23 protein-coding genes and 2 pseudogenes are annotated in these 21,873 nt (G+C 64.2%); 12 read left to right on the forward strand and 13 right to left on the reverse strand.

Going from position 1 to position 21,873, the window contains the following annotated elements; genetic code table 11:
- Positions 1 to 13: 13 nt before the first annotated feature.
- Positions 14 to 301, reverse strand: coding sequence for a hypothetical protein (locus ACSQ9I_RS34655; protein WP_436316512.1), 288 nt, complete (start codon positions 299 to 301; stop codon positions 14 to 16).
- A 974-nt stretch (positions 302 to 1,275) separates the two neighbouring features.
- Here ACSQ9I_RS34655 and ACSQ9I_RS34660 point away from each other — a divergent pair.
- Positions 1,276 to 1,644, forward strand: a pseudogene (locus ACSQ9I_RS34660) (SDR family NAD(P)-dependent oxidoreductase); the annotation flags it as partial.
- Positions 1,645 to 1,689: 45 nt separating this feature from the next.
- Here ACSQ9I_RS34660 and tnpC read toward each other — a convergent pair.
- The 4 genes and pseudogenes from tnpC to tnpA form a co-directional block, all read right to left on the reverse strand.
- A complete protein-coding gene (tnpC, locus tag ACSQ9I_RS34665) occupies positions 1,690 to 3,018 on the reverse strand; it encodes an IS66 family transposase (RefSeq protein ID WP_436316513.1) in 1,329 nt (442 codons plus the stop codon).
- A 44-nt stretch (positions 3,019 to 3,062) separates the two neighbouring features.
- Positions 3,063 to 3,299: pseudogene (locus ACSQ9I_RS34670) on the reverse strand (transposase domain-containing protein); the annotation flags it as partial.
- 68 nt (positions 3,300 to 3,367) lie between these two features.
- Positions 3,368 to 3,715, reverse strand: a complete 348-nt coding sequence (tnpB, locus tag ACSQ9I_RS34675) for an IS66 family insertion sequence element accessory protein TnpB (RefSeq protein ID WP_436316514.1) — start codon at positions 3,713 to 3,715, stop codon at positions 3,368 to 3,370.
- The gene (gene tnpA / locus ACSQ9I_RS34680; protein WP_436316515.1) at positions 3,712 to 4,122 is read right to left on the reverse strand and encodes an IS66-like element accessory protein TnpA; all 411 of its coding nucleotides are present in this window, start codon (positions 4,120 to 4,122) and stop codon (positions 3,712 to 3,714) included. Before tnpA ends, tnpB begins: the two co-directional genes overlap by 4 nt.
- Before the next feature lie 161 nt (positions 4,123 to 4,283).
- Here tnpA and ACSQ9I_RS34685 point away from each other — a divergent pair, with 161 nt between their 5' ends.
- Complete coding sequence (locus tag ACSQ9I_RS34685; RefSeq protein ID WP_436316516.1) at positions 4,284 to 4,619, forward strand: hypothetical protein; 336 nt, start codon at positions 4,284 to 4,286, stop codon at positions 4,617 to 4,619.
- 327 nt (positions 4,620 to 4,946) lie between these two features.
- On the opposite strand, the gene ACSQ9I_RS34690 is transcribed toward ACSQ9I_RS34685, so the two are convergent.
- Both ACSQ9I_RS34690 and ACSQ9I_RS34695 read right to left on the reverse strand, forming a co-directional pair.
- Positions 4,947 to 5,558 carry an SGNH/GDSL hydrolase family protein gene (locus tag ACSQ9I_RS34690; RefSeq protein ID WP_436316517.1) on the reverse strand — a complete coding sequence of 204 codons (612 nt, stop codon included), beginning with the start codon at positions 5,556 to 5,558 and terminating at the stop codon, positions 4,947 to 4,949.
- Positions 5,555 to 5,803, reverse strand: a complete 249-nt coding sequence (locus tag ACSQ9I_RS34695; protein WP_436316518.1) for a hypothetical protein — start codon at positions 5,801 to 5,803, stop codon at positions 5,555 to 5,557. Before ACSQ9I_RS34695 ends, ACSQ9I_RS34690 begins: the two co-directional genes overlap by 4 nt.
- A 651-nt stretch (positions 5,804 to 6,454) precedes the next feature.
- On the opposite strand from ACSQ9I_RS34695, the gene ACSQ9I_RS34700 reads away from it, so the two are divergent.
- A complete protein-coding gene (locus tag ACSQ9I_RS34700; protein ID WP_436316519.1) occupies positions 6,455 to 8,020 on the forward strand; it encodes a phospholipase D-like domain-containing protein in 1,566 nt (521 codons plus the stop codon).
- Positions 8,021 to 8,056: 36 nt separating this feature from the next.
- On the opposite strand, the gene ACSQ9I_RS34705 is transcribed toward ACSQ9I_RS34700, so the two are convergent.
- Positions 8,057 to 9,547 carry a cyclic nucleotide-binding domain-containing protein gene (locus tag ACSQ9I_RS34705; protein ID WP_436316520.1) on the reverse strand — a complete coding sequence of 497 codons (1,491 nt, stop codon included), beginning with the start codon at positions 9,545 to 9,547 and terminating at the stop codon, positions 8,057 to 8,059.
- On the opposite strand from ACSQ9I_RS34705, the gene ACSQ9I_RS34710 reads away from it, so the two are divergent.
- From ACSQ9I_RS34710 to ACSQ9I_RS34725, 4 genes are all read left to right on the forward strand, one after another.
- Complete coding sequence (locus ACSQ9I_RS34710) at positions 9,531 to 9,872, forward strand: hypothetical protein (RefSeq protein WP_436316521.1); 342 nt, start codon at positions 9,531 to 9,533, stop codon at positions 9,870 to 9,872. The genes ACSQ9I_RS34705 and ACSQ9I_RS34710 overlap by 17 nt on opposite strands.
- Positions 9,869 to 11,575 (forward strand): patatin-like phospholipase family protein, encoded by a 1,707-nt coding sequence (locus tag ACSQ9I_RS34715; RefSeq protein WP_436316522.1) that lies wholly within the window; start codon positions 9,869 to 9,871, stop codon positions 11,573 to 11,575. Before ACSQ9I_RS34710 ends, ACSQ9I_RS34715 begins: the two co-directional genes overlap by 4 nt.
- 694 nt (positions 11,576 to 12,269) lie before the next feature.
- Positions 12,270 to 13,967, forward strand: coding sequence for a phage integrase family protein (locus ACSQ9I_RS34720; RefSeq protein ID WP_436316523.1), 1,698 nt, complete (start codon positions 12,270 to 12,272; stop codon positions 13,965 to 13,967).
- Between the two features lie 36 nt (positions 13,968 to 14,003).
- Positions 14,004 to 14,588 (forward strand): DUF7686 domain-containing protein, encoded by a 585-nt coding sequence (locus ACSQ9I_RS34725; RefSeq protein ID WP_436316524.1) that lies wholly within the window; start codon positions 14,004 to 14,006, stop codon positions 14,586 to 14,588.
- 169 nt (positions 14,589 to 14,757) lie between these two features.
- Here ACSQ9I_RS34725 and ACSQ9I_RS34730 read toward each other — a convergent pair whose 3' ends face one another.
- The 4 genes from ACSQ9I_RS34730 to ACSQ9I_RS34745 all read right to left on the reverse strand — a co-directional run bounded on the left by ACSQ9I_RS34730 (position 14,758) and on the right by ACSQ9I_RS34745 (position 17,038).
- Positions 14,758 to 14,943, reverse strand: coding sequence for a type II toxin-antitoxin system RelE/ParE family toxin (locus ACSQ9I_RS34730; RefSeq protein WP_436316525.1), 186 nt, complete (start codon positions 14,941 to 14,943; stop codon positions 14,758 to 14,760).
- Positions 14,940 to 15,248 carry a type II toxin-antitoxin system RelB/DinJ family antitoxin gene (locus ACSQ9I_RS34735; RefSeq protein ID WP_436316526.1) on the reverse strand — a complete coding sequence of 103 codons (309 nt, stop codon included), beginning with the start codon at positions 15,246 to 15,248 and terminating at the stop codon, positions 14,940 to 14,942. Before ACSQ9I_RS34735 ends, ACSQ9I_RS34730 begins: the two co-directional genes overlap by 4 nt.
- Positions 15,249 to 16,250: 1,002 nt before the next feature.
- Positions 16,251 to 16,763, reverse strand: a complete 513-nt coding sequence (locus ACSQ9I_RS34740; protein ID WP_436316527.1) for a GNAT family N-acetyltransferase — start codon at positions 16,761 to 16,763, stop codon at positions 16,251 to 16,253.
- The gene (locus ACSQ9I_RS34745; protein ID WP_436316528.1) at positions 16,763 to 17,038 is read right to left on the reverse strand and encodes a DUF1778 domain-containing protein; all 276 of its coding nucleotides are present in this window, start codon (positions 17,036 to 17,038) and stop codon (positions 16,763 to 16,765) included. The genes ACSQ9I_RS34740 and ACSQ9I_RS34745 overlap by 1 nt, the downstream gene beginning before the upstream one ends.
- A 634-nt stretch (positions 17,039 to 17,672) precedes the next feature.
- On the opposite strand from ACSQ9I_RS34745, the gene ACSQ9I_RS34750 reads away from it, so the two are divergent.
- From ACSQ9I_RS34750 to ACSQ9I_RS34765, 4 genes are all read left to right on the forward strand, one after another.
- Positions 17,673 to 18,935: a molybdopterin-dependent oxidoreductase gene (locus ACSQ9I_RS34750; RefSeq protein ID WP_436316498.1), complete on the forward strand. Its 1,263-nt coding sequence runs from the start codon at positions 17,673 to 17,675 to the stop codon at positions 18,933 to 18,935.
- Positions 18,932 to 19,243, forward strand: coding sequence for a cytochrome c (locus ACSQ9I_RS34755; RefSeq protein ID WP_436316499.1), 312 nt, complete (start codon positions 18,932 to 18,934; stop codon positions 19,241 to 19,243). The genes ACSQ9I_RS34750 and ACSQ9I_RS34755 overlap by 4 nt, the downstream gene beginning before the upstream one ends.
- 362 nt (positions 19,244 to 19,605) lie before the next feature.
- Positions 19,606 to 19,854 (forward strand): hypothetical protein, encoded by a 249-nt coding sequence (locus ACSQ9I_RS34760; protein ID WP_436316529.1) that lies wholly within the window; start codon positions 19,606 to 19,608, stop codon positions 19,852 to 19,854.
- A 112-nt stretch (positions 19,855 to 19,966) separates the two neighbouring features.
- A complete protein-coding gene (locus tag ACSQ9I_RS34765) occupies positions 19,967 to 20,299 on the forward strand; it encodes a hypothetical protein (RefSeq protein WP_436316530.1) in 333 nt (110 codons plus the stop codon).
- A gap of 137 nt (positions 20,300 to 20,436) precedes the next feature.
- Here ACSQ9I_RS34765 and ACSQ9I_RS34770 read toward each other — a convergent pair whose 3' ends face one another.
- Complete coding sequence (locus ACSQ9I_RS34770) at positions 20,437 to 20,922, reverse strand: toll/interleukin-1 receptor domain-containing protein (RefSeq protein ID WP_436316532.1); 486 nt, start codon at positions 20,920 to 20,922, stop codon at positions 20,437 to 20,439.
- 109 nt (positions 20,923 to 21,031) lie between these two features.
- Between ACSQ9I_RS34770 and ACSQ9I_RS34775 the strand changes: the two genes are divergently transcribed.
- Positions 21,032 to 21,628, forward strand: coding sequence for an RNA polymerase sigma factor (locus ACSQ9I_RS34775; RefSeq protein ID WP_170855510.1), 597 nt, complete (start codon positions 21,032 to 21,034; stop codon positions 21,626 to 21,628).
- Positions 21,629 to 21,873: the final 245 nt, after the last annotated feature.

The raw sequence follows: 21,873 nt of genomic DNA on the forward strand, positions 1-21,873 counted from the left end.
AGCCCAGGTGAGATCAGTACGCTTCGAAGAGCGAATCGATAAGGTCTGCAAGGCTGGCCTTCGCGCCACTGCGGCGCGGCCCGTGAGGGGCGAAGTACCGCAATGCCTTGTGTCCGAGCGGCGTGATCCCAAGGACCGCCGCGGCGGGACGCGCTTCATCGGGGCTGCGCCATCGTTCGGGAACGTCCGACAGCAGATATCCAGCGGCCCCCAGAATTCGCAGCTTATCGATGGCGAATGGGTCCGTCACCCTGACAGGAAGCTTCGCGTCGGCGAGTTCCTCCAGCAAGTCCATTGGCATGGCAGCCCTCCTGAGTCGCTCCAATTTTTCGAGGAACGAAGATGGGTTTATAGGACGCCCGCCCAGTCGGTTTTGTCGGACATCGCCTGCACTTGGCCTGGATGGCTGCACCGCGCGGTCACAGCGCGTATCGCGGCGCCCCTCGACATCGAGTCCCATCAGGCGCTGATCCGTGCACTGGTGCCGTCAGCCGATTCGCAGCGTCCGACGCGCCCTTGAAACGACGGTCGGGGACAGGTTGGTCGGCGCGGGCATGTTCTTGACAACCCTGTCCGGCCAGGAACAGGCCTCGGCAGTAGGCGATCCTCAAGATGTCGTCCGGCCGTTCGGCGAGCTCCCGACCTCGCTCATCGGCAACTGCAGATCGGGCCGCCCATAGTGCGGCGCGAGCTTGCCGGCAAGAGTATTTTTAGGGAGGCGCACTGATGCTCAGCGCGCCACACTGCAGCTCGTTGATGGAGGTTGCCATGGTCAAGATACGGCTCAACGATGAACAGTGGGAAATACTCCAAGCCCTCCGTGAGGCCAACAACAGGCGGTGGCCGACCGATTCAATCAAAGTTTCGGATCGTCTAAGGTCAAACGGATTTGTCACAGCGGACCAGCAAGGCTGCAAGTTCCTGACCGACCAAGGGATTAGCAGGCTGAACCAAGGTCGCTAGGCCCCAGCCACGACCAGAAAGGCTCTCTGCGCACCGATCACGGCCGGTTGATCGTGCTCGCCCGCTGCTTCCAGAGGCATGCGACGCGCCCGATTGGCCGTCGACAGTCAATCCCAACCGCTTGAAGCTGCGCGAGCAGTTTGGCAACGACAGCGCTGCGAGCGGAAAGAGTCCTCGGGTCGGGCGACGCAATACCCACCGATGCGCTGAACTCATGTCAACCCGGGCTCAGTGTTTTCCTGTGCAGGGTGACGATAAACCTCGCTACAGTGAACAGCACCAGTTGAGGTTCGTCCACAACAAGGAGCGATCATGAGCAAGAAAGTCGCATACGTCACCGGAGGCATGGGGGGCATCGGAACCGCGATCTGCCAGCGCCTGCACAAGGATGGCTTCACGGTCATCGCCGGCTGCGGTCCCACGCGGGACCATGCCAAGTGGCTGGCCGAGCAGAAAGCCGAGGGCTACGAGTTCCACGCGTCGGTCGGCAATGTCGGCGACTGGCAGTCGACGGTGGAGGCCTTCACCAAGGCCAAGGCCGAACACGGCAGCATCGACGTGTTGGTCAACAACGCCGGCATCACGCGGGACCGCATGTTCCTCAAGATGACGCCCGAGGACTGGAGCGCGGTGATCGAGACCAACCTCAACAGCATGTTCAACGTCACCAAGGTAATAGTCCGGCCGACCCCGTTCTTGACACCAGTGGTCACGGCCAGGAGGGCGTCAGGCTGTGACGTCAGTGATGTGCTGGATGAAGGCGAATCCAACTCGCCAGGCGCGACCGTCGCAATGAATGGTGGCGGTGCGTTGGTTGATGCGCGTGATTTGCCCGATGTGCCGCTGCAGGCCTTGATCGGCGAAGCTCACGCGCTGGCCGACACGGAAGTTTTCGCGGCGCGGAATCTCCGGCGGCGGAGTGGGCTTTCTCGGCGCGGATGCTTGCTCGCCCGTGCTTGCGGTGGCCGACTCCGTCGTCATGATGGCGGCGTAAGGCAGGCTGAGATGTTTGTTGTTGGCCTCGTCGAGCACCGTCACACGGTCGTTCTTCATGGACACGACCCGCACCGTCCGCCACTTGCCGTCGCCCCAATGGAGATACTGCACCTGCTGGCCCAGATGCAGTTGGCTGCGCGCCTGTACGACGCGCCGCGGATCGGCCAGCAGTTGTTCGATCACCCAGCTGAGCTGGTACAGCTCAGCACTGGTGGCCATGGGCAAGTCTTCGATCAGCTTGATGCGCATGGGCCCATTTTGCCCACGACGCCAGCTCAGGCGGATGTCCCACACCTTTCGTCGCGCGTGGCTCCAGCATGCCGCCTCGATGACCCGGCCGTCTTCGTAAAGGGGGTGATACCCCGCGTACGCATCGGCTTGCAGGATTCCCCGGAAGTCCTTCAGGTGACGCACCGGATGCTCGCCCCGGCGGTTGGCCGAGTACTGGAACCACACCGCCGGCGCGGCCGTGTCGGCACTCGGGCGATCATCTCGCACGTAGACCCATAGCCGCCCGGTGCTCGCCTTGCTCCCTTGGCCGCCGAGCACACGGATAGGCGTGTCATCACCGTGGACCTTTGCGGCGCGCAGCACATGGCGCCCGACGGCATCGGCCAGCGGCGCCATCAGGCGTGCCGCCTGGCCGACCCAGTCTGTCGGCGTGGAGCGAGGCAACTCCACGCCATCGCGCGCATAGATCTGGCACAACCGGTACAGGGGCGTGTGGTCCGCGAACTTGCTCGTCAGTACGTGGGCGAGCAATCCGGCACCGGCCAGGCCGCGCGCGATCGGACGGCTCGGCGCGAGCGCCTGCACGATCGTGCTGCATCCGCCGCAGGCTAGTTTCGGGCGAACATGGCGCACGACATGGAAGCTGCCGGGCTCGTAGTCGAGGACCTCCGAGACGTCCTGGCCGATCTCGCGCAGGCCGTTGCCGCAGGCCTCGCACGTGCAGCCACTTTCAGGCGTGTGCACCACAGTGCGCCGCGGCAAGTGCTCGGGCAGTCCGCGCGAGCCGGCTTGCTGACTGGCTTTGCGTTTCTTGCGGGCTGCCTCCATCGACCTGACGTTGGCTGGGGCTGCTCGCTGTCTTCGGCGCCCTCGCTGCCCTCGCAATGAGCCGTCAACACCACGGCTGGCTGCGCGACCTGGCCACCCACCAGGTCAAGCTGTGCATGCTCGAGCTGCTCGCTTGAGCGGCCGTATTTCATGCGCCGCAGATAGGCCAGCTCGACCTTGAGCTTGTCGATGGTCAGCAACGCGATCTTCAACGCCTCCTGCGAACGCAACACTTCGCCATTGAGCAAAGCGTTGCTGGCAAGCAGTTGTTCGGGCGTCATGGCATGACTGTGCCGGATGCGCCCGGCACTCCCCACGGGAGATGTCCTGTCAACCCGTCGGCTTGGGTCTACGCCGCGGCACGCGGTTGCCAGGTGCGCTCGGGGCGGCGCCAGTCGATGCCTTCGAGCAGCATGGACAGTTGCGCGGCACTGAGCGCGATCGAGCCGGATTCGGCCTTCGGCCAGATGAAGCGGCCACGCTCCAGGCGTCGGGACAGCAGGTACATGCCGTCCCCATCGCTCCACAGCAGCTTGACCAGATCCCCGCGGCGGCCGCGGAAGACGAAGACGTGACCGCCGTACGGATCTTCAGTTAGCGCGGTCTGCACTTTGACGGCGAGCGTGTCCATGCCACAGCGCATGTCGGTGACACCGGCGGCCAGCCAGATCCGGGTACCCGCGCGCGGACCGATCATGACGATTGGCGCAGCGCGCGCAACACGCTGCACAGGCTCGCTTCGTCGACGGCGCCGTGCAGGCGCAACTGCGCACCTGCGATCTCCAGTTCGATGACGCCGGTCCGTGCGGGCTTGGCCGGCGCCGGTGCGATGGTGGCAAGCGGCGAAATTGCGTTGACACCCGAATCTTCGCCGGCCGATGCCAGGCGCACGGGCAGCAGTACGGCAGGCGTCGTATGAAGCGACGTCAATTCGCGTTGGCGATCGCGCCGCCACTTGAACAACAGGTTGGCGTTGATGCCGTTGGCCATCGCGATGGCCGACACCGACGCGCCGGGCTGCATGCTCAACTCGATCAGCCGCGCCTTGAAGGCGCGCTCGTGATGGCGACGTGACGGTTCGACGCCCTCTGCTTGACTCTTCATGGTGTGCACGATCTCCTGTTGGTGCACACCATCTCCGGGCACGCACTGTTCAGGTCACATGCTCCGAGATCTCGCCAGCTCCCACAAGAACGGTGCTTGCCGGACTATTACGCTGTTTCCGCACGTGGACGCCGGAAGTCTTGACCGAATGAGATGGGCAATTGCAAATCGAGTTCCGCGCGTGGCCGGCTGCGATCGCAAATCGGCGCGCACCCGAAGAGCACTCGCCAGTTCTTCACAATCTGATCGTCCTTGAAAAATGGGTGAGTGATCTGCCTGCTACATCGGTGGCGCGCAACCTGCAACGTCGTCGGTTGCTACAACAACGGCGCATCCGGATTGGTGGCGTCCATCACCACGAGCCTGCATGCGGGCTTGCTGCCTCACGCATAGTCAACGGTATAGGCATGCCCTTCCTGCGGCGTGAATCGGGCCACGACCGGGCCGCAAGAAACTGCACGCATCGCTTCCGTGCGGGCGTTCTCCAGTGCGGCTGAATTTGAATAAGTTGGCGACTGAGAGATAGACGTCGAACTAGAGCGATATTTTCCGTCCCAAAGCATCACATCGCCGGTCGCGCGGACTTGAACAAGCGCACCGTGTTGCGCGTGATGGACGCCTGCCAACAGGCGGCGGCACGGCTCATGCCATGCATGGAGGCTGGATTGCGAACACCGCTGGGCATCGTTGACAGTCTTGAAAGGGTGTCGGTCTCGCGTGTCGTGGTATCACCTGTCATCGCTTAACCTCGGCATGCTCCAAGTAGCTTTCCGGAAGAACCAATTGCGTCTTGGTTTCCATAGGGTCCTGGCCAGGAATAGATTTTAGTTCCAATTGCGACGAGATGTTAGAGATTGAAATATGGAATGCGCAATTTTTCCTCCGCCACTCGCAGATGGTTCGATTTGTCTCACAAAATCATCCGAAGAATTGCAAACATCGCGAAGATCTATCAATTCAAGTCGATTTCTTTTTGCGCACTTCAAGATTACGTCATTAAACAGCGTCAACGCGACGATCGCCCTTTTCTGAAAATCCCGATCAGGAAAATAGCCATGATAAATTGTGCAAACAGTCAGAGGAATTTCAAGCCTCATGCAAGCATCAATAGCCTTGCGATAATGAAAATCGAATTCCTCTATCGTGTCCGACAACAAGCGCAGCGCATCCGTCATTGATGACACCGAGGCATCCAATATCTGAACTTTTAGCATGGCATCATTTCCGCCAACACTCAAAACCAAATGAGAGGCAGATTCAGGAACAGTTGCGAGCTGATCCTGGATGTCATTCGTTGTAGCCCCATCAATCGCAGCCAAGGTCAAACGCCAGTCAGGCGGAGCCAAATTTCGAAGATGAGATATGACATCCGGTTGCCCGGCCGTATAACTTGAATTATCGAAAACAGAATCACCCGCAAGCACTATGCTGTTCATGATTTTTTTGCATCATTGTTGAATTCAGAAACGAGGCTGCAAGCTGCTCCAAGCTTCTCGGCCGTGATCAAAAAACTCTCCACTCTTTCGTCTTGGATTTCTACCGAAATTGGCACGCCTTTCATAATTCTCTCAACCATTTCTTTGGCGTCGAATAAAGAAATTTCCAAATTCTCTTGCAAGATTTTCGCGAACGAAATTTTCAGGAAGCCTGGCTTCCAGCCAACTATATTTATGGTTTTCATTTATTTACCTTGATAGATATATCTCGAGGGGTATGCCCGGGATTTGCACCCGAACTGCGTTCGCCTCCTTGAATCAGCACCTCGCTCGCGCCGTATGCCGATCCAATTTCTCGAGCAGCTTCGCGCAACTCTCTTAAGCTGCTCGAGCCAGCCCCGGACCCCTGTATGTGCAGTCCACTTAGTACAAGTTGATTGCCATTTTGACTCAAATTCGTTATAACTTCCATTGGGCCATTTTCTCCGTCAATACGAATATGAAATCGCCCTTTATCAATGTCGAGCACCGTTACTCGGCTGCCACTATCGCTCATCATCACCGGATTAGAAATTGGCCCTGTAATGGGCGTACCAATGATGTGGCCGCTGCCTGCTGGACTCGCGCTGTTGTATCCCGGCGCCCCTTGTCCCAGAAGAGCCGTCCCTGGCGTTGAAGTGCTATTCCCTTGCGTTGCCCCAGGAATCGGCGTGGTAGTGGGTCCCCCGGGCTGAGGCTGCTGTCCCGCGGCAATCGACGCGCGCGGGTTCGAGATCGCGGGCGGCATGGGGTGCGTGCCGGCTGCTTGGACAAGCAGGACCTTCCGCTGCCCTGTGGATGGCGTCAGAATTGCGGCGAACGCTCGCTTCCAGGCGATGCGGTTCGGAACCGAAGCCATGAGACGCTGGTTGACCGCCCTCTTCGTGCTGCTGCTCGCCGGCTGCACAACGCTGCCGCCGCGCATCGCGCAGCCTGCCAGCAGCGCCATCGCCGATACCGGCGACACGCCTCTCGGGCGCATTGCTGCGGCGAGTCTGGCTGAGGCACCCGGTGGCAATTCGGGCTTCATGCTGTTGCCGAGCGGCGAAATGGCCTTCGATGCGCGCCTCGCGCTGGCCGAGGCCGCCACACGCTCGATCGACGCGCAGTACTACCACATCCATGACGATACCGCCGGCGCAGCCTTCCTGGGGGCGCTGCGCGATGCCGCGGTGCGCGGCGTGCGTGTGCGGCTGCTGGTGGACGACTACCACGCCGGCGATCTGTACCCCATGCTGCGGGGCCTGGCCGCGTTTCCGAACGCCGAAGTGCGCCTGTTCAACCCGCTGCCCGAGCGCTACGGCACGCCGATCCGTCGCTTGCTGCTGTCGCTGCACGAATTCACGCGCGTCAACCGTCGCATGCACAACAAGCTCTTCGTCGCCGACAACCAGTTCGCCGTTTACGGCGGGCGCAATATCGCCGACGAATATTTCACGCGCCACGGCGAGGCCAACTTCATCGACCTCGACGTCCTCTCCGCCGGCACCGTCGTGCGCGAGCTGTCGGCAAGCTTCGACCGCTACTGGAACAGCGAACAGGTGTGGGCGCTGGAGCAGAGGCTGCACGCTTTGGAACGCGCCTCCAAACCCGCCGAGCGGCGCGCCGACTTCGACGTGCAGCTGAAAAGAATCGCCGGCCCACCGCCGGAGGTGCCACCGCTGGACTACCTGGGCCAGAGCACGGTTCGCGTGCAGATCGCGCAGGGCCGGGTGCGACTGCTGGCCGGCAGTGCCCGCGTGCACGACGACCCGCCCGACAAGGTGCTCCAACCCGTGGACCCGAACAAGGCCAGCCCGGCGATGCGCGCCAAGCTCGACGTGATCGCCGCCGCGCGCGAGGAAGTGGTCATCGTCAATCCTTACTTCCTGCCTGGCCCGGTGGGCCTGCGCATGATGGGCGAGGCCCAAAAGCGCGGCACGCGTGTGTTGATCGTCACCAACTCGCTCGGCTCCACCGACGAACCTCTGGTGTACCGCGCCTACTCACGCTACCGCGCCGACATGCTGCGGCTGGGCGTGCAGGTGTACGAGTTCGGTCCCGACCTGGTGCGGCGGTCGAACACCTTCGGGGTCTTCGGCAAATCCACGCCGCGCCTGCACGCCAAGGTGGTGGGCGTGGACCGGCGCTGGATGGTGGTGGGCTCGGTCAACCTCGATCTTCGCTCGGCGGTGCTGAACACCGAGTTGGGCGTCACCATCGACTGCGCGGCGCTCACGCGTCAGGCGCTCGGCCTGCTGCGCGCCGATGCCTTCGCCAGCATGTACCGGCTCCAGCTTGGTGAAGACGGCCAGACGGTCGAATGGCATCTGCGCGACGACAGCGGCAAGACGCAGGTGCGGCACGACGAGCCGCACGCGAGCCTATGGCAAGGCATTTCGCTGTGGCTGCAATCGTTGTTCGTGTCCGAGAACGACTTGTAGCCGGCCCCGGCCAGGGTCCCTTGAATCCGAGGTTCATCAACGCGCGATGCGCACGATGCGCGCCGCGCCAATGGCCGTCACTGCCATCGCCTGCTTCGTATCGAAGAAGGCGGGCGCGCGCACGACGGTCGATGTGCCAGCCTGCTCGACCTGCACGGTGCCCAGCAGCACGAGCAAGAGCTCGCCGGCGCTCACCTCGGCGCGCTCGCCGGCGGCCAGCGGCCGGTGCTGCCCCGCGTCGACGACCGCCAGCCGCGCCGCGCGCTCCATCGTCTTCCACGTCGGCAGGCCACGCACGCAGTCGTCGAAGCGCCGCGCCGCGAAGTTCTTCCAAAGGATCTCGCTCAGTTTCGGATGCGCCTCGAGGATGGAGAACAACGCCGCGCGCGAAATCTGGATGAGCAGCGTGGCGGTGGCGGTGCGCAGCGAGGCACTGCGCCGTTCGCCGCTGAGCATGGCGATCTCGCCGAACATGTCGCCGCTGGCCAGCTCGTCGATGATGGCGTCTTCGCCTTCGCCTTCGCCTGCGCCCTCGCGATCGGCCAGCACATAGACGGCGCCGCGCGCAATCACGTAGAGCTCGTTGCCGGGGTCGCCGGCACGGAAGATTGTTTTTCCCGCGGGGAGCGCAACGATCTGCGCGCTGCTTGCCAGCGTGGCGAGGCTGGGTGCGTCGAATGAGCCGAACAGTGCGGTCGCCTTGAGGCGCCGGATGACCTCGGCGGGGCGCAGCAGCTGGCCGCCGATGGGCAGGCGGTACAGCATCACCATCAAGCCCTCCTTGCGCCGCGTGTAGCGCTCGGCGAAGAAGGTCGAGATCATGTGCCAGAGGTTGTGCGCGTCGACCCTGATCAGCGTGACGAGTCCATCGCCTTCGCTGTAGCCGGGGTTGGCTTCGATGAAGAAGCGCGCCGCGGGCTTGTCGCAGTTGCGCCAGTAGTTGCGCTCGACCTCGGAGTCGCGCGTGATCCAGTGCACTTGTCGCGTCAGCGGGTTGTCGAGGGTCACGCGCTCGAGGCCGAACGAGTTCGCCAGCTCGTCCATGAAGGTGAGCACGGCCGGCGGCGGCGGATGCCGGGTGCTCGGCCAGATCACGTCGAAGTGCTTGGCAAACAGGCCATAGCTCGAAGGGTGCACCAGCGAGCCGAGGTAGTAGACGCGCCGCCCGGGGTAGCGCAGCAGGTAAGGCACGCCGAGCTTGAGGCCGAAGCGTGTGTTGGTATTGCCACCCCGGTAAGCGCGCAGCGTACCGGCCTCGGCACGAAAGATGGCGCTCGCCTTGCCGGCCAGTTCACGCTCGAAGATGTGCAGCGCGAAGTAGCCGACGATCTCGCCTGCGTGGTTGCGGTGCACGTTGATCCAGGTGTGCTCGGCCGGGGACTCGACCACGTACTTCGCGAACGAGTCGCGGCTGACGCCGTCAAACACCTCGCAATGGACCTTGTAGAGCGCATCGATGAACTCTTGCCGCGCGGCGGGGTCGAGCTTGCTCGGGACGACGATGGCGGATTTGGCGATCTTCGGCATGGGTGTCGGGCGCGCTGCGGACCACCCGTCGAACCGCCGGAAATCCGAAGGCCGGCGGTTGCACGCGTGGCGGATGGGACGAACGATTTTGCCCCACGGCACGCCCGACCCGATCACCGAGGCGCCCTCGCGCCGCGGCATACTGGCGGCCATGATCGCCGAGCCGCCGCCCCTTTGCAGCCGCCGGACGCTTCACGCCGAGGCGCTCGCAGTCCTCGCCGAAGGTTGCGGGTTCCTGCTGCTCGGCGTGCTCGCCGCGCCGATTGCCCTGCCGATCGAGAACGTCGCGCGCCGGGACGCCCTGGTGCCCGGCCTGGCGCGATGACGCCTGCGCTCGCCCTGCACCCGCTGTTCGCCGGCATTTCGTCCGAGGCGCTCGCCTCCCTTGAACGATACCTGCAAACGCGTCGCTTCGAAGCGGGCGACATCATCCTGCGCGCCGGCGTGCCGTCGGCCGAGCTGTTCGGGCTGATCGACGGCGCTGTGCGCGTCGAGCTGGCCGGGGGTGGCCGGCGGCTGCTGCTGTTGCCGCCCCAGTGCTTCGGCGAGCTGTCGGCGCTGACCGGCGATCCGGTCTCGGCCAACGTCGTCGCCCAGCGCGATGTGCGAACCTGGGTCCTCTCGGCCCCCGTTCTCTTAGAGGCGATGGCGCAGGAGGTCGCGTTCTTCCGCAACGTCGCGACCTTGCTGGGGCTGCGCCTTCGCGAGCGGACGCGCCGTGCGCCGGCGGCGCGGCCGCGCGTCGTGCTGGTGCCGACGGGGGAGGAAGGCGACCCGATCCTGCTGGCGGCGCTTGCCCGCGGTTTGCAGCACTACGCGCCCGGCTCCGAGCACGACGAGTCGCGCGACGACGCGGCAAGCGGCGCGCAGCGCATTCGCCGCTGGCGGGACGTTGGGCCGAGCGACGCAGTGCTGCTGCTCGGTACCGGCCAGGCCGGCAGCGCGGCGTTGCTGGCGGAGCTCGATGCCGATGACGCGTTGCTGGTCACCGCAGACGATCTGCGCCGCCTCCCGGATACGCACGCCGCCCCCGTCGTCTGGCGCCCGGGTGCGCTCTCCGGGGCGGCGGCACTGCAGCGCTGGTGCCACGCGGTGCCGCGCGACGAGATCGACGCTGCGGCATCGGGCGACGACTGGTCGCGGGCGCGCCAGCCGGCGCTCGATCACCTCGTGCGGCGGCTTTGCGGCCGGGAGGTGGGCGTGGCCATGAGCGTGGGCGCGGCTGCCGGGCTGGCGCACCTGGGGGTGCTCGAGGTCCTGGAAAGCGACGGGCTGCCGATCGACTTCCTTTGCGGCTCGAGCATGGGGGGTGCCGTGGCACTGGCCTTTGCCCGATTCGGCAGCGCGCGCGCGGCGACCGAGAACGTCCTGCGCGTGGTCGCGGACTTCGCGCGCGCCAGGGGCATGCAATGGCTGCCACGCGCCTCGCTCATCTCCGCATCGCGCATGACGACGCTCACCCGCGAGCTGTATGGCGATGCCACGTTTGCGCAGTTGCGGTTGCCGGTCGCGGTCGTCGCGGCCGACCTGACGATGGGCAAGCGTGCCGTGCTCGACAGCGGCGCCGTGGCGCCGGCGGCACGGGCCACGGCGGCGATCCCGGGGGTGTTCGCCGCGGTCCGGCTCGGCGACTCGGTACTCGTCGACGGTGCGGTCGTGTCGCGCCTGCCGGTCGACCTGCTCGCTGCGCGCGGCTGCGGCTTCAGGCTCGCCGCGCTGGTCCGACCCACCTATCCCGAGGCGCCCCCCGATGCTGCGCGCGCTGCCGATCGCTTCGAACAGCGACTGCGTCGCCCGTTCGGCCTGCGCGCCGCGATGGGCGGTGCCTGGCGCTTGCAGGGCTGGTGGGACGCCGCCGCCCAGGCCGATCGCGCCGACCTGTCGCTGACCGTTCCGATCCCGGTCGGCGAAGGCTTCAACTTTGCGGCGGCCGAGGCCATGGTCGACTGTGGCCGGCGCACGGCGCTGGAGCGTCTGCCGCAGATCCGCCTGGCGATGCAGCAGGTGCTGGCGCCAGGGGTGCCTTGACAATACGCAGCCGGGCGTGGGTCACCGGCACCCAGTAGTTGACCTGCGCCATAGACCGGTCAACCTCAACAAAGCTTCCGGGCAAAGTTGCCTTGATCGCCGGCAGGCAAGCCGGAGCAAACAGTAGCCGACGGCAGTGAGCGTCCATAGGTCGTCTGTAGCTACCCTACTCCAACGGCAACGTGGCCAGTTGCGCAGATACTGGCAAGTGTGCGCGACTGTCCTTTCTGCCCTCGTGACCCGCGTGCCGTCTATCACCGAAACTGTCAGTTCCGCCCCGGGCGTACGCACGGACGATTAACCGACTTGCAGTCATCCGTCAGCGTCTGCTCCTGGCCGATGGCTGGTCCCCACGGGCGGCAGCTTTCTGGTCGCTCAGCATGGCTGGGGCAATCAACCTGAGCCTGACCTTCGACTGAAGCGGCTTACTCGAGCGCCCCCCGCGCGGAACCTGCCAGAACTCTCAACCGTGTTGAGAGACCAGCAGCCGCAGGACGCGAGGCATCTCTGCTGCATCGGCAACTGTTCCGCCCTGCGTCGTACGCCTCCTGCCCTGGGACACGACCACATCGACTACTGCGGCCTGCAGACGAGGCAAGGCGGCCAACCTCATGTGAAACATCGCGATTCGGCAACGCTACCAAGATAAACAACATTAGCTTGGCATGCTTGCCGCCGATCTAAACTGGCGTGCATGGAAAACGCTCAGTCAACGCCATCGGACTCGCCCGTGGACTCCACCTGGCCAGACGAGGCTTCGCTGGCCGCATTCCGCGCCTGGCTTCAAGGGGTGCCCAGCCGCGCCGCCGTGGATCGCTATCTGTCCGACCGCCGGTCTGTAGCCGCGTCGGCGCGCTCGGTGATCGGGCGGGTGAAGCGCCAGCTCGTGGCCTTCGCGACGAGCCGTGCGCGGGCGGACCTCGCTGCCTCACTCGCGGCGACCAGTCCATCCGATCGGAAACTCGCAAAGGCCGCCGCGGCCGCCATCGAGACGCTGCGTGGAATGCCGCCTCCGCAGCCGCTCATCGGCGACGCCGTCGAGCGCTGGCTACCCGTGCGGCTCGTGGGCGTCCTGCACGCGACGGGCATCCGCACGCTGGCTGACCTGACCCTGCGCGTGCCCAGGCGCCGGCGCTGGTGGGCCGGCATCGGGGGGCTCGGGCCGGCCGGCGCCCGCCACATCGAGGCGTTCTTTGCCCAGCACCCTGCGCTCACCGAACGCGCTCGATCGCTGATCACAGTAAACCAGAGGCAGGAACTGGTCCCCTGGGAGCGACTTGTCGTCCCTGGAGACGTCGATGGCTCACGGGGCACCTTTCGAGCGCCGCTGGACAGCTGTGCGCTCGACGCCAGCAACGACTATCAGGCCTTGAACGCCTGGCTGTCGCTGCACGAGTCGGCGGCAACCCAGCGGGCCTACCGCAAGGAGGCCGAACGGCTGATCCTGTGGGCGATCGCCGAGCGAGGGGGGGCTCTTTCGTCACTGACCACCGAGGACGCCATTGCCTACCGCGCCTTCCTGCGTCATCCAAGCCCACGGGCGCGCTGGGTCGGCGCACCGCAGCCGAGGTCGTCGCCGGCGTGGCGTCCCTTCGCGGGCGACCTTTCGGCGCGCTCGGCGGCCTACGCGCTGTCGGTGCTCAACGCCCTGTACCGCTGGCTCATTGAGCAGTGCTACGTGCTGGCCAACCCATTCGCCGGCGTCAAGGTGCGAGGCGGCCGGCCGGCGCAGCTCGACACGGCTCACGCCTTCACCGAGCATGAGTGGAAGCTCGTCCGAGTCGTCGCCGAAGGCCTGGAGTGGTCGTACGGTTGGAGCGCGCCGGCCGCACAGCGGGTGCGCTTCATGCTGGACTTCGCCTACGCCACGGGCCTTCGCATCAGCGAACTCGTGGGTGCGCAACTCGGTGCGATCGATTCGGACGCACACGGCGACACGTGGATCCGGGTCATTGGCAAGGGCCACAAGGCCGGCAAGGTCGTGCTGCCACCGCTGGCCCGCGCAGCCCTTGACCGCTACCTCGTTCAACGAGGGCTGCCCGCGACGCCATCGAAGTGGCGTCCATCGACCCCGCTGATTGGCAGCCTTGGAGAAGATGCCAGTGGAATTTCCTCGTGGCGCCTATGGCGGGTGATGAAGCGGTTCTTCACCACTGCAGCCGAAGTCGTGGAGGAAGGCACCCCCACCCTCGCCGAGAAGTTGCGGCAGGCAACTCCTCACTGGACGAGGCACACGCATGCCACCCACCTGCTCGAAGGCGGCGCCGAGCTGACCACGGTGCGCGACAACCTGCGGCACGCCTCGCTGGCCACGACCTCGATGTACTTGCACGTCGACGATGCCCGGCGAGCCAAGCAGGTGGCCGATCGGTTCGCGGCGCCGCGTTCGTAGCCTACATTCGTCTCGCCTACACACACCGCACCACCCATGCAGCCAATCACCTGCGACGCCTGCCGTCAGCCCACGGTCGCCCACGATGTCGTGAACTACGGGTCGATGGAGGGCGGCTACAGGCAGCTCTGCGGCCGATGCTTCAACGAGGCCGCCGCCAGCCAACTCGGTCTGCAGGGGTTCGAGCATGTGGGCTTCGAACCCGTCTGCATGGTCGACGCCCGTGGCGCCAAGCACGAGTTCCAGTTTCGCACCCGGCTGTTCGGGCCAGGCGTGGCGATCGACGCATTCGAGCTGCGCGATGGCTGCCCGGCCGGCTATCGGTTTCAGGTGATCGACGAGCCAGACGACGACCCTCTGGAGTTGCTGGGCAGGCTCATTGGCAAGATGCGCCGGGCCTTGGCTCTCACCCATCTCGAGGACACCGATCACGGGCCGCAGGTGAACGATCGCCTGATCCTGCGTGGCACCGTCAATAGCGATCCCGACGAGGATCATCGAGTGCCGATGGTCGTCATCGATGGTCGTGAGATTTCCTGGGACGAACTCGGCCGCATGGTGGCGACTTTCGAGGGCTGGCAGTTCAAGCTGGAGTTTCGCGACCTGAGCGAAGAGATCTGACCGGGCAGATCGTGGGATACCTCGGGGTGCGGCCCTCATAGGGCCACCTGGGCCGAAGCGCACCAATCTGCACGAAAAATACGGAGCGCTCGGAAGTGCCGAAAACGTAAGTGCTTGTCGTGCAACGGGTTTTCAGAGTAAAGCGCACCAATCTGCACGATAAGTACGACTACCCCAGTTCGCGCGTCCCTTCGACGCGCCCTGGACGTCCGCCTTCTGGAAACTGCAACAGCACCAGCACTTGCGTGGCGATGCGCTCGTCCACTGCAATCGCCGCGCGCGGATCGTCTTGTTCGATGAAGTCGAAAATCCGCTCCCGGTCATCCATCGCCAACGGCGACCACTCCAGCCTCACGCCTTACCTTCACCCGCTTTGAGCAGCGCAGCTGCGCGGCGCTTGGCGAAATGCACTTCAACTTTCTCGTGCGGGACGGCGGGGCTCGGATCATCCAAGGCCTCCTGCACCTTGGCTCGGAACCAGGCGTCATGGGCCGCAGCGTCAACGGTAAAACCCGCCGGCAATGCGCCCTCCTTGGCCACACGTGTCAGAACTATCCTCATCACGTCCGAGACGGTGAGGCCGATGTTGTCGAGCACTGCGGTGGCGCGCTCCTTCACGTCAGCGTCGATGCGGGTCTGTACCAATGCGTTTGCGACCATGGCGGGCCTCCAAGTCAGGGAACAACGGATTTATTGTAATTCAATTGAATGACATCACAACGTGCAACGGTACAGCGCTTGGGCTGGACGCAGCAGCAGGCGGGCTGAGCTCGCTGCCTGTCCTCTTCCTGCTGGGCCGCAAGCACCGGCGCGGCCGCTTCAGGCTCACGAACAGACTCGTTGACGAAGCCGGGGAAGCCGGCCCGCCCTGGCCTCGACCTTGTCGCGTCCACTTCCCGCGCTCCTATGGGCGCGGCCGCGCGACGCAAGAGGCCCTCGCGCCCCGAACAAGGGACTCCGCAGCGAAAACCGATGACGGATACGGTGCAACCCCTCCCGGCTGCCTCGTACCCCCTTTTCACTGGCGTCAGACCTCGGATTCCCGGCTTGCGGAGGTGCGTCACCCGCTCGAGGTAGACGGTCCCTTGATGCAGGGGAAACTTGTCCATGTGCGCCAGCTTGCCGTTCCCCTTCATGAAGCGCATGCCCCAAGACACAACGACCGCAATACCCCGCGCACTGAGTTCGTCAAGCAGTTCCTGGATGTCGCGCGCCAGGTCAATGCGCCGCCAGCGTGGCTCTGAAAACCCCCCTTTCCTTTCGCAGGAATCCCTTCCCCTGCGCCCGCTCGAGCGCTAAGGTGCCCGAGCGAGCCTGCTCGGTTTAGCCGGCCTCGCCTTCAGACGCGTTCTCCGCGATTTAACAACAAGGCTTGCATCCAGCCCGTGTGTAGGCCCCAAATAGTAATGTCGCATTTGAAAGGCAGAGGTCTTTAGCCGAGCGTCTGCGAAGGCAGAGGTCTAAATAGAAATGTCGCATCATTGCCCGGTCCAGCTCCTGGATCCGAGGCACAGCGATGGCAACTCGGGCGGCAACTATCACCATGTCCATGCGCGAAGCCAATCGACTCGAGACGGTCCAGAGTGATCGCGGGCCGCGTCAGCCATCTTCGATCTTCTTACTTCTTCGTTTTTCGGCTCCGTTCACCGGATCCGGCCTCGATCACCAGTGCGATGGGGCTCGTACCAACCGACGCGCATCCTTGAGAAGCAGAAGCAACTGCTGTTCGCGTACCGGCGAAGACTCGAAGCCAAACCGCAGATAGAACCGTGCCGCTTCCTCGTCGATGGGGTGAGTCAGCAAGGCCCGCACGCCAGCTTGGTCAGCAATGGCCAGGGTGCGCCGAATCGCGTCCTGAAGCATTCCGATTCCGATACCGCGCCCCTGATCTGACAACGATACGGCGAGCCGGGCCAAGATAACTACGGGTATGGGGTAGCTGCCCATGCCCTTGCGCACACGATCGGGAGCTTCAAGCGTGTCGATCTGACCCACCGTCAGGCTGAAGTAGCCGGCGATGCGCTCGTCTTCCGCAATCACATAGGTCTTGGACGATCCACTGGCCTGTGCCTGCCGCGCATGCCGCGTCAACCAGTCGTTGAGCGCAGGCTTGCCGCAATCGAAAGCATCCAATTGATGGCGGGCATCCAGTGACTGCGGTGCACTCAACGCCATTACGCGTTCCAGGGCGCGCGCCGAGAAAACAAATCCTTCAGACCAGGGTTTTCTTGCTCCGGTCGATCCAACAACGACAGCAATGCTTGCGATTGACTACTCGTTACCAAGAACAGCCTTTGGTCAAGTAAGGTCTGCTCGGCAGCCTGATAGGCGCTGTCAAGGATGAAGTCCGTCATCGACTTGTTGGAAACCTCAGCAGCCCGGCGCAGCACTGTCTCCTGCTGGGGCGTTGCACGCAATCCAAGGCGCGCGGAGCGGGTGGCGGTTGTCATGGCACTCTCCTACAGAACATGTACGCCATGTTAGTACAATTGACACACAAGCGCAACTCCACCCTTTGGCCGTCGACCGCGGCCCAGTTGCTCGGCGCCGAGCGCCAGGGGCTGCGCGATGTGCAGCAGGGCCCAGCAGACCGAGCGCGCTTTGCGCGATCAGCTGGCCGCACGGGCGGGGGCGCTGGCAGAGGCCCATTCGTAAGGCGCGCCGCTGATGCAGCGCCTGGACGTCCTTCAACAGCAGTTCGTTGAAGGGAAGTTGCAGGTGCAGACACGGGTCGACTCGTTTTCAGACCATGCAAGTCGCGGGCCGGTTTTGCAGACCATCCCAAGACTTTTCGACCCAAAGCGCACCCATTTGCAGATAAGTACGATCACCCCCACCTGGAGCTCAATCGGGTGGCTGCCCGTTGTCAGCTCGATGGCTGCTCCCTCGCCGCGTATAGGGAGCGCATCGACGAGCTAATGCGTCTGGCTGGCGCCTGGCGCTGGAGATCAAGGAGTTCGCGCACATGGTGGGCCGACGGAGTCGCGGCTTGACGTGTCTCGTCCCGACGCTATAAAGGCACGTGAGCCCTGCCGGGCTGTCCACCCGACCGGAGACCGGTCGCGGCTTGTCGAAGGGGTGGTCATGAAGGATTCACTCGCGCGCAAGAGAGAGCTTCGCCGCCGGCTCCTGGTACTGGGTGCGGCACAAGCGAGTGGGCTGGCGCTGCTGGGGCCTCGTCGCGCCCTTGCCGCTGCAGTCGGCGGCACCGCCGAATTGGGGCTGGCCGAGATTCCCGACGGGGCGCTTGCCTCGCAGCATCTGTACGCGCTGCCGGGCAAGTTGCCCTTGATCAAGAAGACCTACCGCCCTCCGAATTTCGAGACGCCGATCGAGTACCTGCGCACGCCGATCACGCGCAACGATGCCTTTTTCGTCCGCTGGCACCTCGCCGGCATTCCACAAGTGGACGTCAAGGATTGGGTGCTGCCCGTCGGCGGCGAAAGCGCCGAGCGCGAGCGCAGGTTCACGATGGCCCAGTTGCGCAAGGAGTTCCAGCCCGAAGAGATCACTGCAGTGTGCCTGTGTTCGGGCAACCGGCGTGGGCTGTTCGAGCCGCATGTGCCGGGAATCGAATGGGGCGTGGGGGCAATGGGCAACGCGGTCTGGAAGGGCGTGCGGCTCAAGGACGTGCTGGCGACGGTCGGCATCAAGGCTGACGCACTTGAAGTCGTGTTCGACGGCGCCGATCATCCCGTCATCGACAGGACGCCGGACTTCGTCAAGTCTCTGCCGCTCGAGATCGCGCTGGACAAGAACACCTTGATCGCGTTCGAGATGAACGGCAAACCGCTCCCCCACATGAACGGCTTTCCTGCGCGGCTCGTCGTGCCAGGGTGGACGGGGACATACTGGATCAAGGCACTCGTCGGTATCAAGGTCGTTTCGAAGCCGGAGGGCAACTTCTGGATGAGCACGGCCTACCGGCTGCCGCGAGGCAAGTTCAGGACGCCTAGCTTCGCATCGCAGGTTGGGCAGGCCAACGAGCCGATCACGACGATGGTCGTGAACTCCCTCATCACCTCGCTGTCGAGCGGGCAGAAGGTCCGGCGCGGCAAGGCGATCGTCGTCAAGGGCCTGGCATGGGACGGCGGCTCGGGTATCGCCAAGGTCGAAGTCTCGATCGACGGCGGCGTGACCTGGCAGGAGGCCGCGCTGGGCAAGGAACTCGGGCGCTTCTCGTTCCGGGATTTCTCGTGGAGCGCGCCGGCGATGCAGACCGGAACGAGGCTCGTCATGGCGCGGGCGACGAGCCGCGCGGGCGAGACGCAGGTCGAGCAGTTGATCCACAACCCCGCGGGGTATCACCACAACGTGATCCAGCGCATACCGGTGGAGGTTGTATGAGAGCACTGATGCGCCTGGTCGCGCGCTCGAGCGCTGGTGTCGTCGTCTGCGCCCTCGCCGGCGGCGCACTCTCGCAGGAATCGCGGGTGCAGCTTGTCGACGGACCGGGCAAGGACAAGGTGGGTCAGTGCATCGCCTGTCACAGCCTCGACTACATCCAGATGAATGCGCGCTTCCTCGACAAGGCCGGATGGACCGCCTCGATCAACAAGATGATCAACGCCTTCGGTGCACCGATACCGAAGGAGGACGTCGACGTGATCGCGACGTACCTGGCCGAGCACTACGGCAAGGCGGCGTCGAAGTAGCGTTCGCCGAGGGATTCAGGGGGACCAGCTGGCCGCCATACTGGGTCTCGAGCCGCTCACGAAGCGCCAACTGACGCATGGTTCGCCGGCCCCGGAAGTCTGTATGAAAGAAGCGCGCCGCCGGACCGTAGTCCGTTCACCGGTGCGCCTGAGAAACGATCGGGGCGCGCATAGAAATTGCGTGAACAGGCTCGGCTCTCATGAGCGCGGCCCGCCCGAAGGGAATTCGTTGCCGTACCTGAAGACGATTGAAGGTCCCGTTACCCACCGAAACGTCAGCAAACGCAGATACCCCGGAACAGCAATCTTTAGGGCCTAGGATGACGGCGATGGAATGCAAGACACCCATCGGATCAAGTGCCATGTGGAAGCCTGCCGCGCCCATCGTCATCGCCGGCTACACCCTCTCGCCGGCTGAGGCATGGCTGCGCGGCTTCACGCAGGAGTATTCCAGGCTCTCCAATCGAGCTGTCCCATTGGAGCAACTCGCGGACTTGGGAATCGAGCTCTACTCTTCAAAAACCGACCGTGACCCCATCGAGGTTGCACACGAGGAATTCGAGAACCCGGCCCGGCGGTTCGGCGACTCGCGGGAAAGCGCCAGGCCGTAGTCCGTCTGAAATGGCCCCACGCACGCTGGAGCCGCCTGAAGGCCACTGACTACACTCTGCTCTTTGCCTTCCGGGCTCGCGCTCGCAATCGCCATCTATGTGGAGTTTCACTTTGCGCTTTGATCGATCCGCTTTCATCATGGCCGCCACTGCGCTGATCGCGGCGCCTGCATTCGCCGAAGTCAACGTTGGCATCGGTATAAACCTCCCAGGCGTGGTCGCCGTTCCTGCACCGGCCCCGGTGTACGTGCCGGCGCCCGTCTACGTTGCTCCGCCGCGGCCGGTCTATGTCGCCCCGCCGCCCACGGTCTACTATGGCCCCGCGCCAACCTACTACGAGCCCGGCTACCGCCGGCACAGTCGGCGCGAAGACTGGGACGACGACCGCCACGAGCACCGGGGCGAACGGAAACGCGAGAGGCGTCACGGCCATCACGACGACTAAAAAGCGGGTGGGGATCACACGCCGATCGCCCCATCCGCTCGGCCGCCGAGGTTCGGCAGTGTCTAGCTGCCCGCCGATACCAGAATAGCGACGGCTCCTCTTCTGGCGGCTCCACCTTCGGCTGAGCGCGAGCCGGTTTAGGCTTCGGCTCCCGCGATACGGTTACCCCGGATCGAGCCGCGAACAACAGCAAGCGCAACTTGCTGCGCGTCGATCTCTGGTCGATGTTCGAAACGCCGCGCATGCGGGGCCTTGCTTCGATGAGCGACCCCGTGCTGCTGGCGCCGGCCCGGGCACTTCGATCGACACGTTTCGACCTCGGTACGCAGCCAATTCGGCACCTCTAGCGTGTCGCGGTTGATGATCACCACCAGCAACTTCGACCGCAGCAGGGCACGTCTCAGGGTGTCGGACAGCGGTTCGCCGGGGGGCGCCTCGTCCTCACTGAAGAACACGCTCAGGTCTCGCTCGCGCAGCCTGGCAAGGTCCGACGCGTAGCTCTGCGATCCACGCGTCGGGCCACCTAGCGCGAAGGAGATGAACACGTCGTAACCGAAAAGTCGCGAGGCAAATGAGACCTTCGGCGCTTGCGGGGAAGGCGGTGTGGTTGGCGTGTCCTTCATGGGTCGATTCTGGCTGATGCCGCCAGTGGCGCACGCAGCTCCATTCATACCGATGGGTGATGACGTTATATTGCGTCACCGTCACCCCCGCCGCACCGCCACCGCCCGCATGGACAACGACGAGGTCAATCAGCTGCTCGTACGCATCGGCCGCGAAGACCAGGCAGCGTTTCGTCAGCTGTACAAGGCGTTCAGCCGAAAGGTATACGCCTACGTGCTCAACATGCTGAACGACCACGCGCGGGCCGAGGAGGTCCTGGTGGACACGCTTTATGAGGTCTGGCGCCACCCCCAGCGCTTTCGCGGCGATTCGCAGTTTTCCACGTGGCTCATCGGGATCGCACGCAGAAAGGCGCTGATGGTCTATCGGGCGCGCCGGCCCGACGAGGTGCATGGAGATCTCGAGGACATCGCCGAGATCACCGCCTCGGACACGCCTGACGGCTACGCGGAGTTGGCGGGCAAGCAACGGCGCGAAGGCGTACAGCACTGCATGGGCAAGCTGTCGGACGAGCACCGCGAATGCCTGCACCTGGTGTTTTACGAGGGCATGGGCCTGGCTGAAGTGGCAGAGGTACAGAATTGTCCCGAGGGCACCGTCAAGACGCGCCTGTTCCACGCCCGCCAGAAGATCAAGAAATGCCTGGAGTCTCTGCTGCGCAGCGAGGGCGGCGCCCCCGACGCCAAAGGCGCGCTCGCATCCTGAAGCTTGCGGTGTACGTGACAAGCGCGCAAAAATAAACTGAACCTTCGGCCGACCTCGCGCAACCCAGAGGCGACACGGGCATGTCCCGTGCAGGTAGATCGGGGTCTCGGTGCGGTCGGTCGCGCGCGCTATATTGCGTGATCTCACCACAGTCGCCGCTTGCATGGACAACGATCGGGTCAGTTGCGGGCTCGTACGAGCCGAAGAATTCTGGGTGGTCACCATGGTCGAGATCTTTTCATCGT

The sequence above is a fragment of the Variovorax sp. LjRoot84 genome (assembly GCF_964254305.1).
Classification (GTDB): domain Bacteria; phylum Pseudomonadota; class Gammaproteobacteria; order Burkholderiales; family Burkholderiaceae_C; genus Variovorax.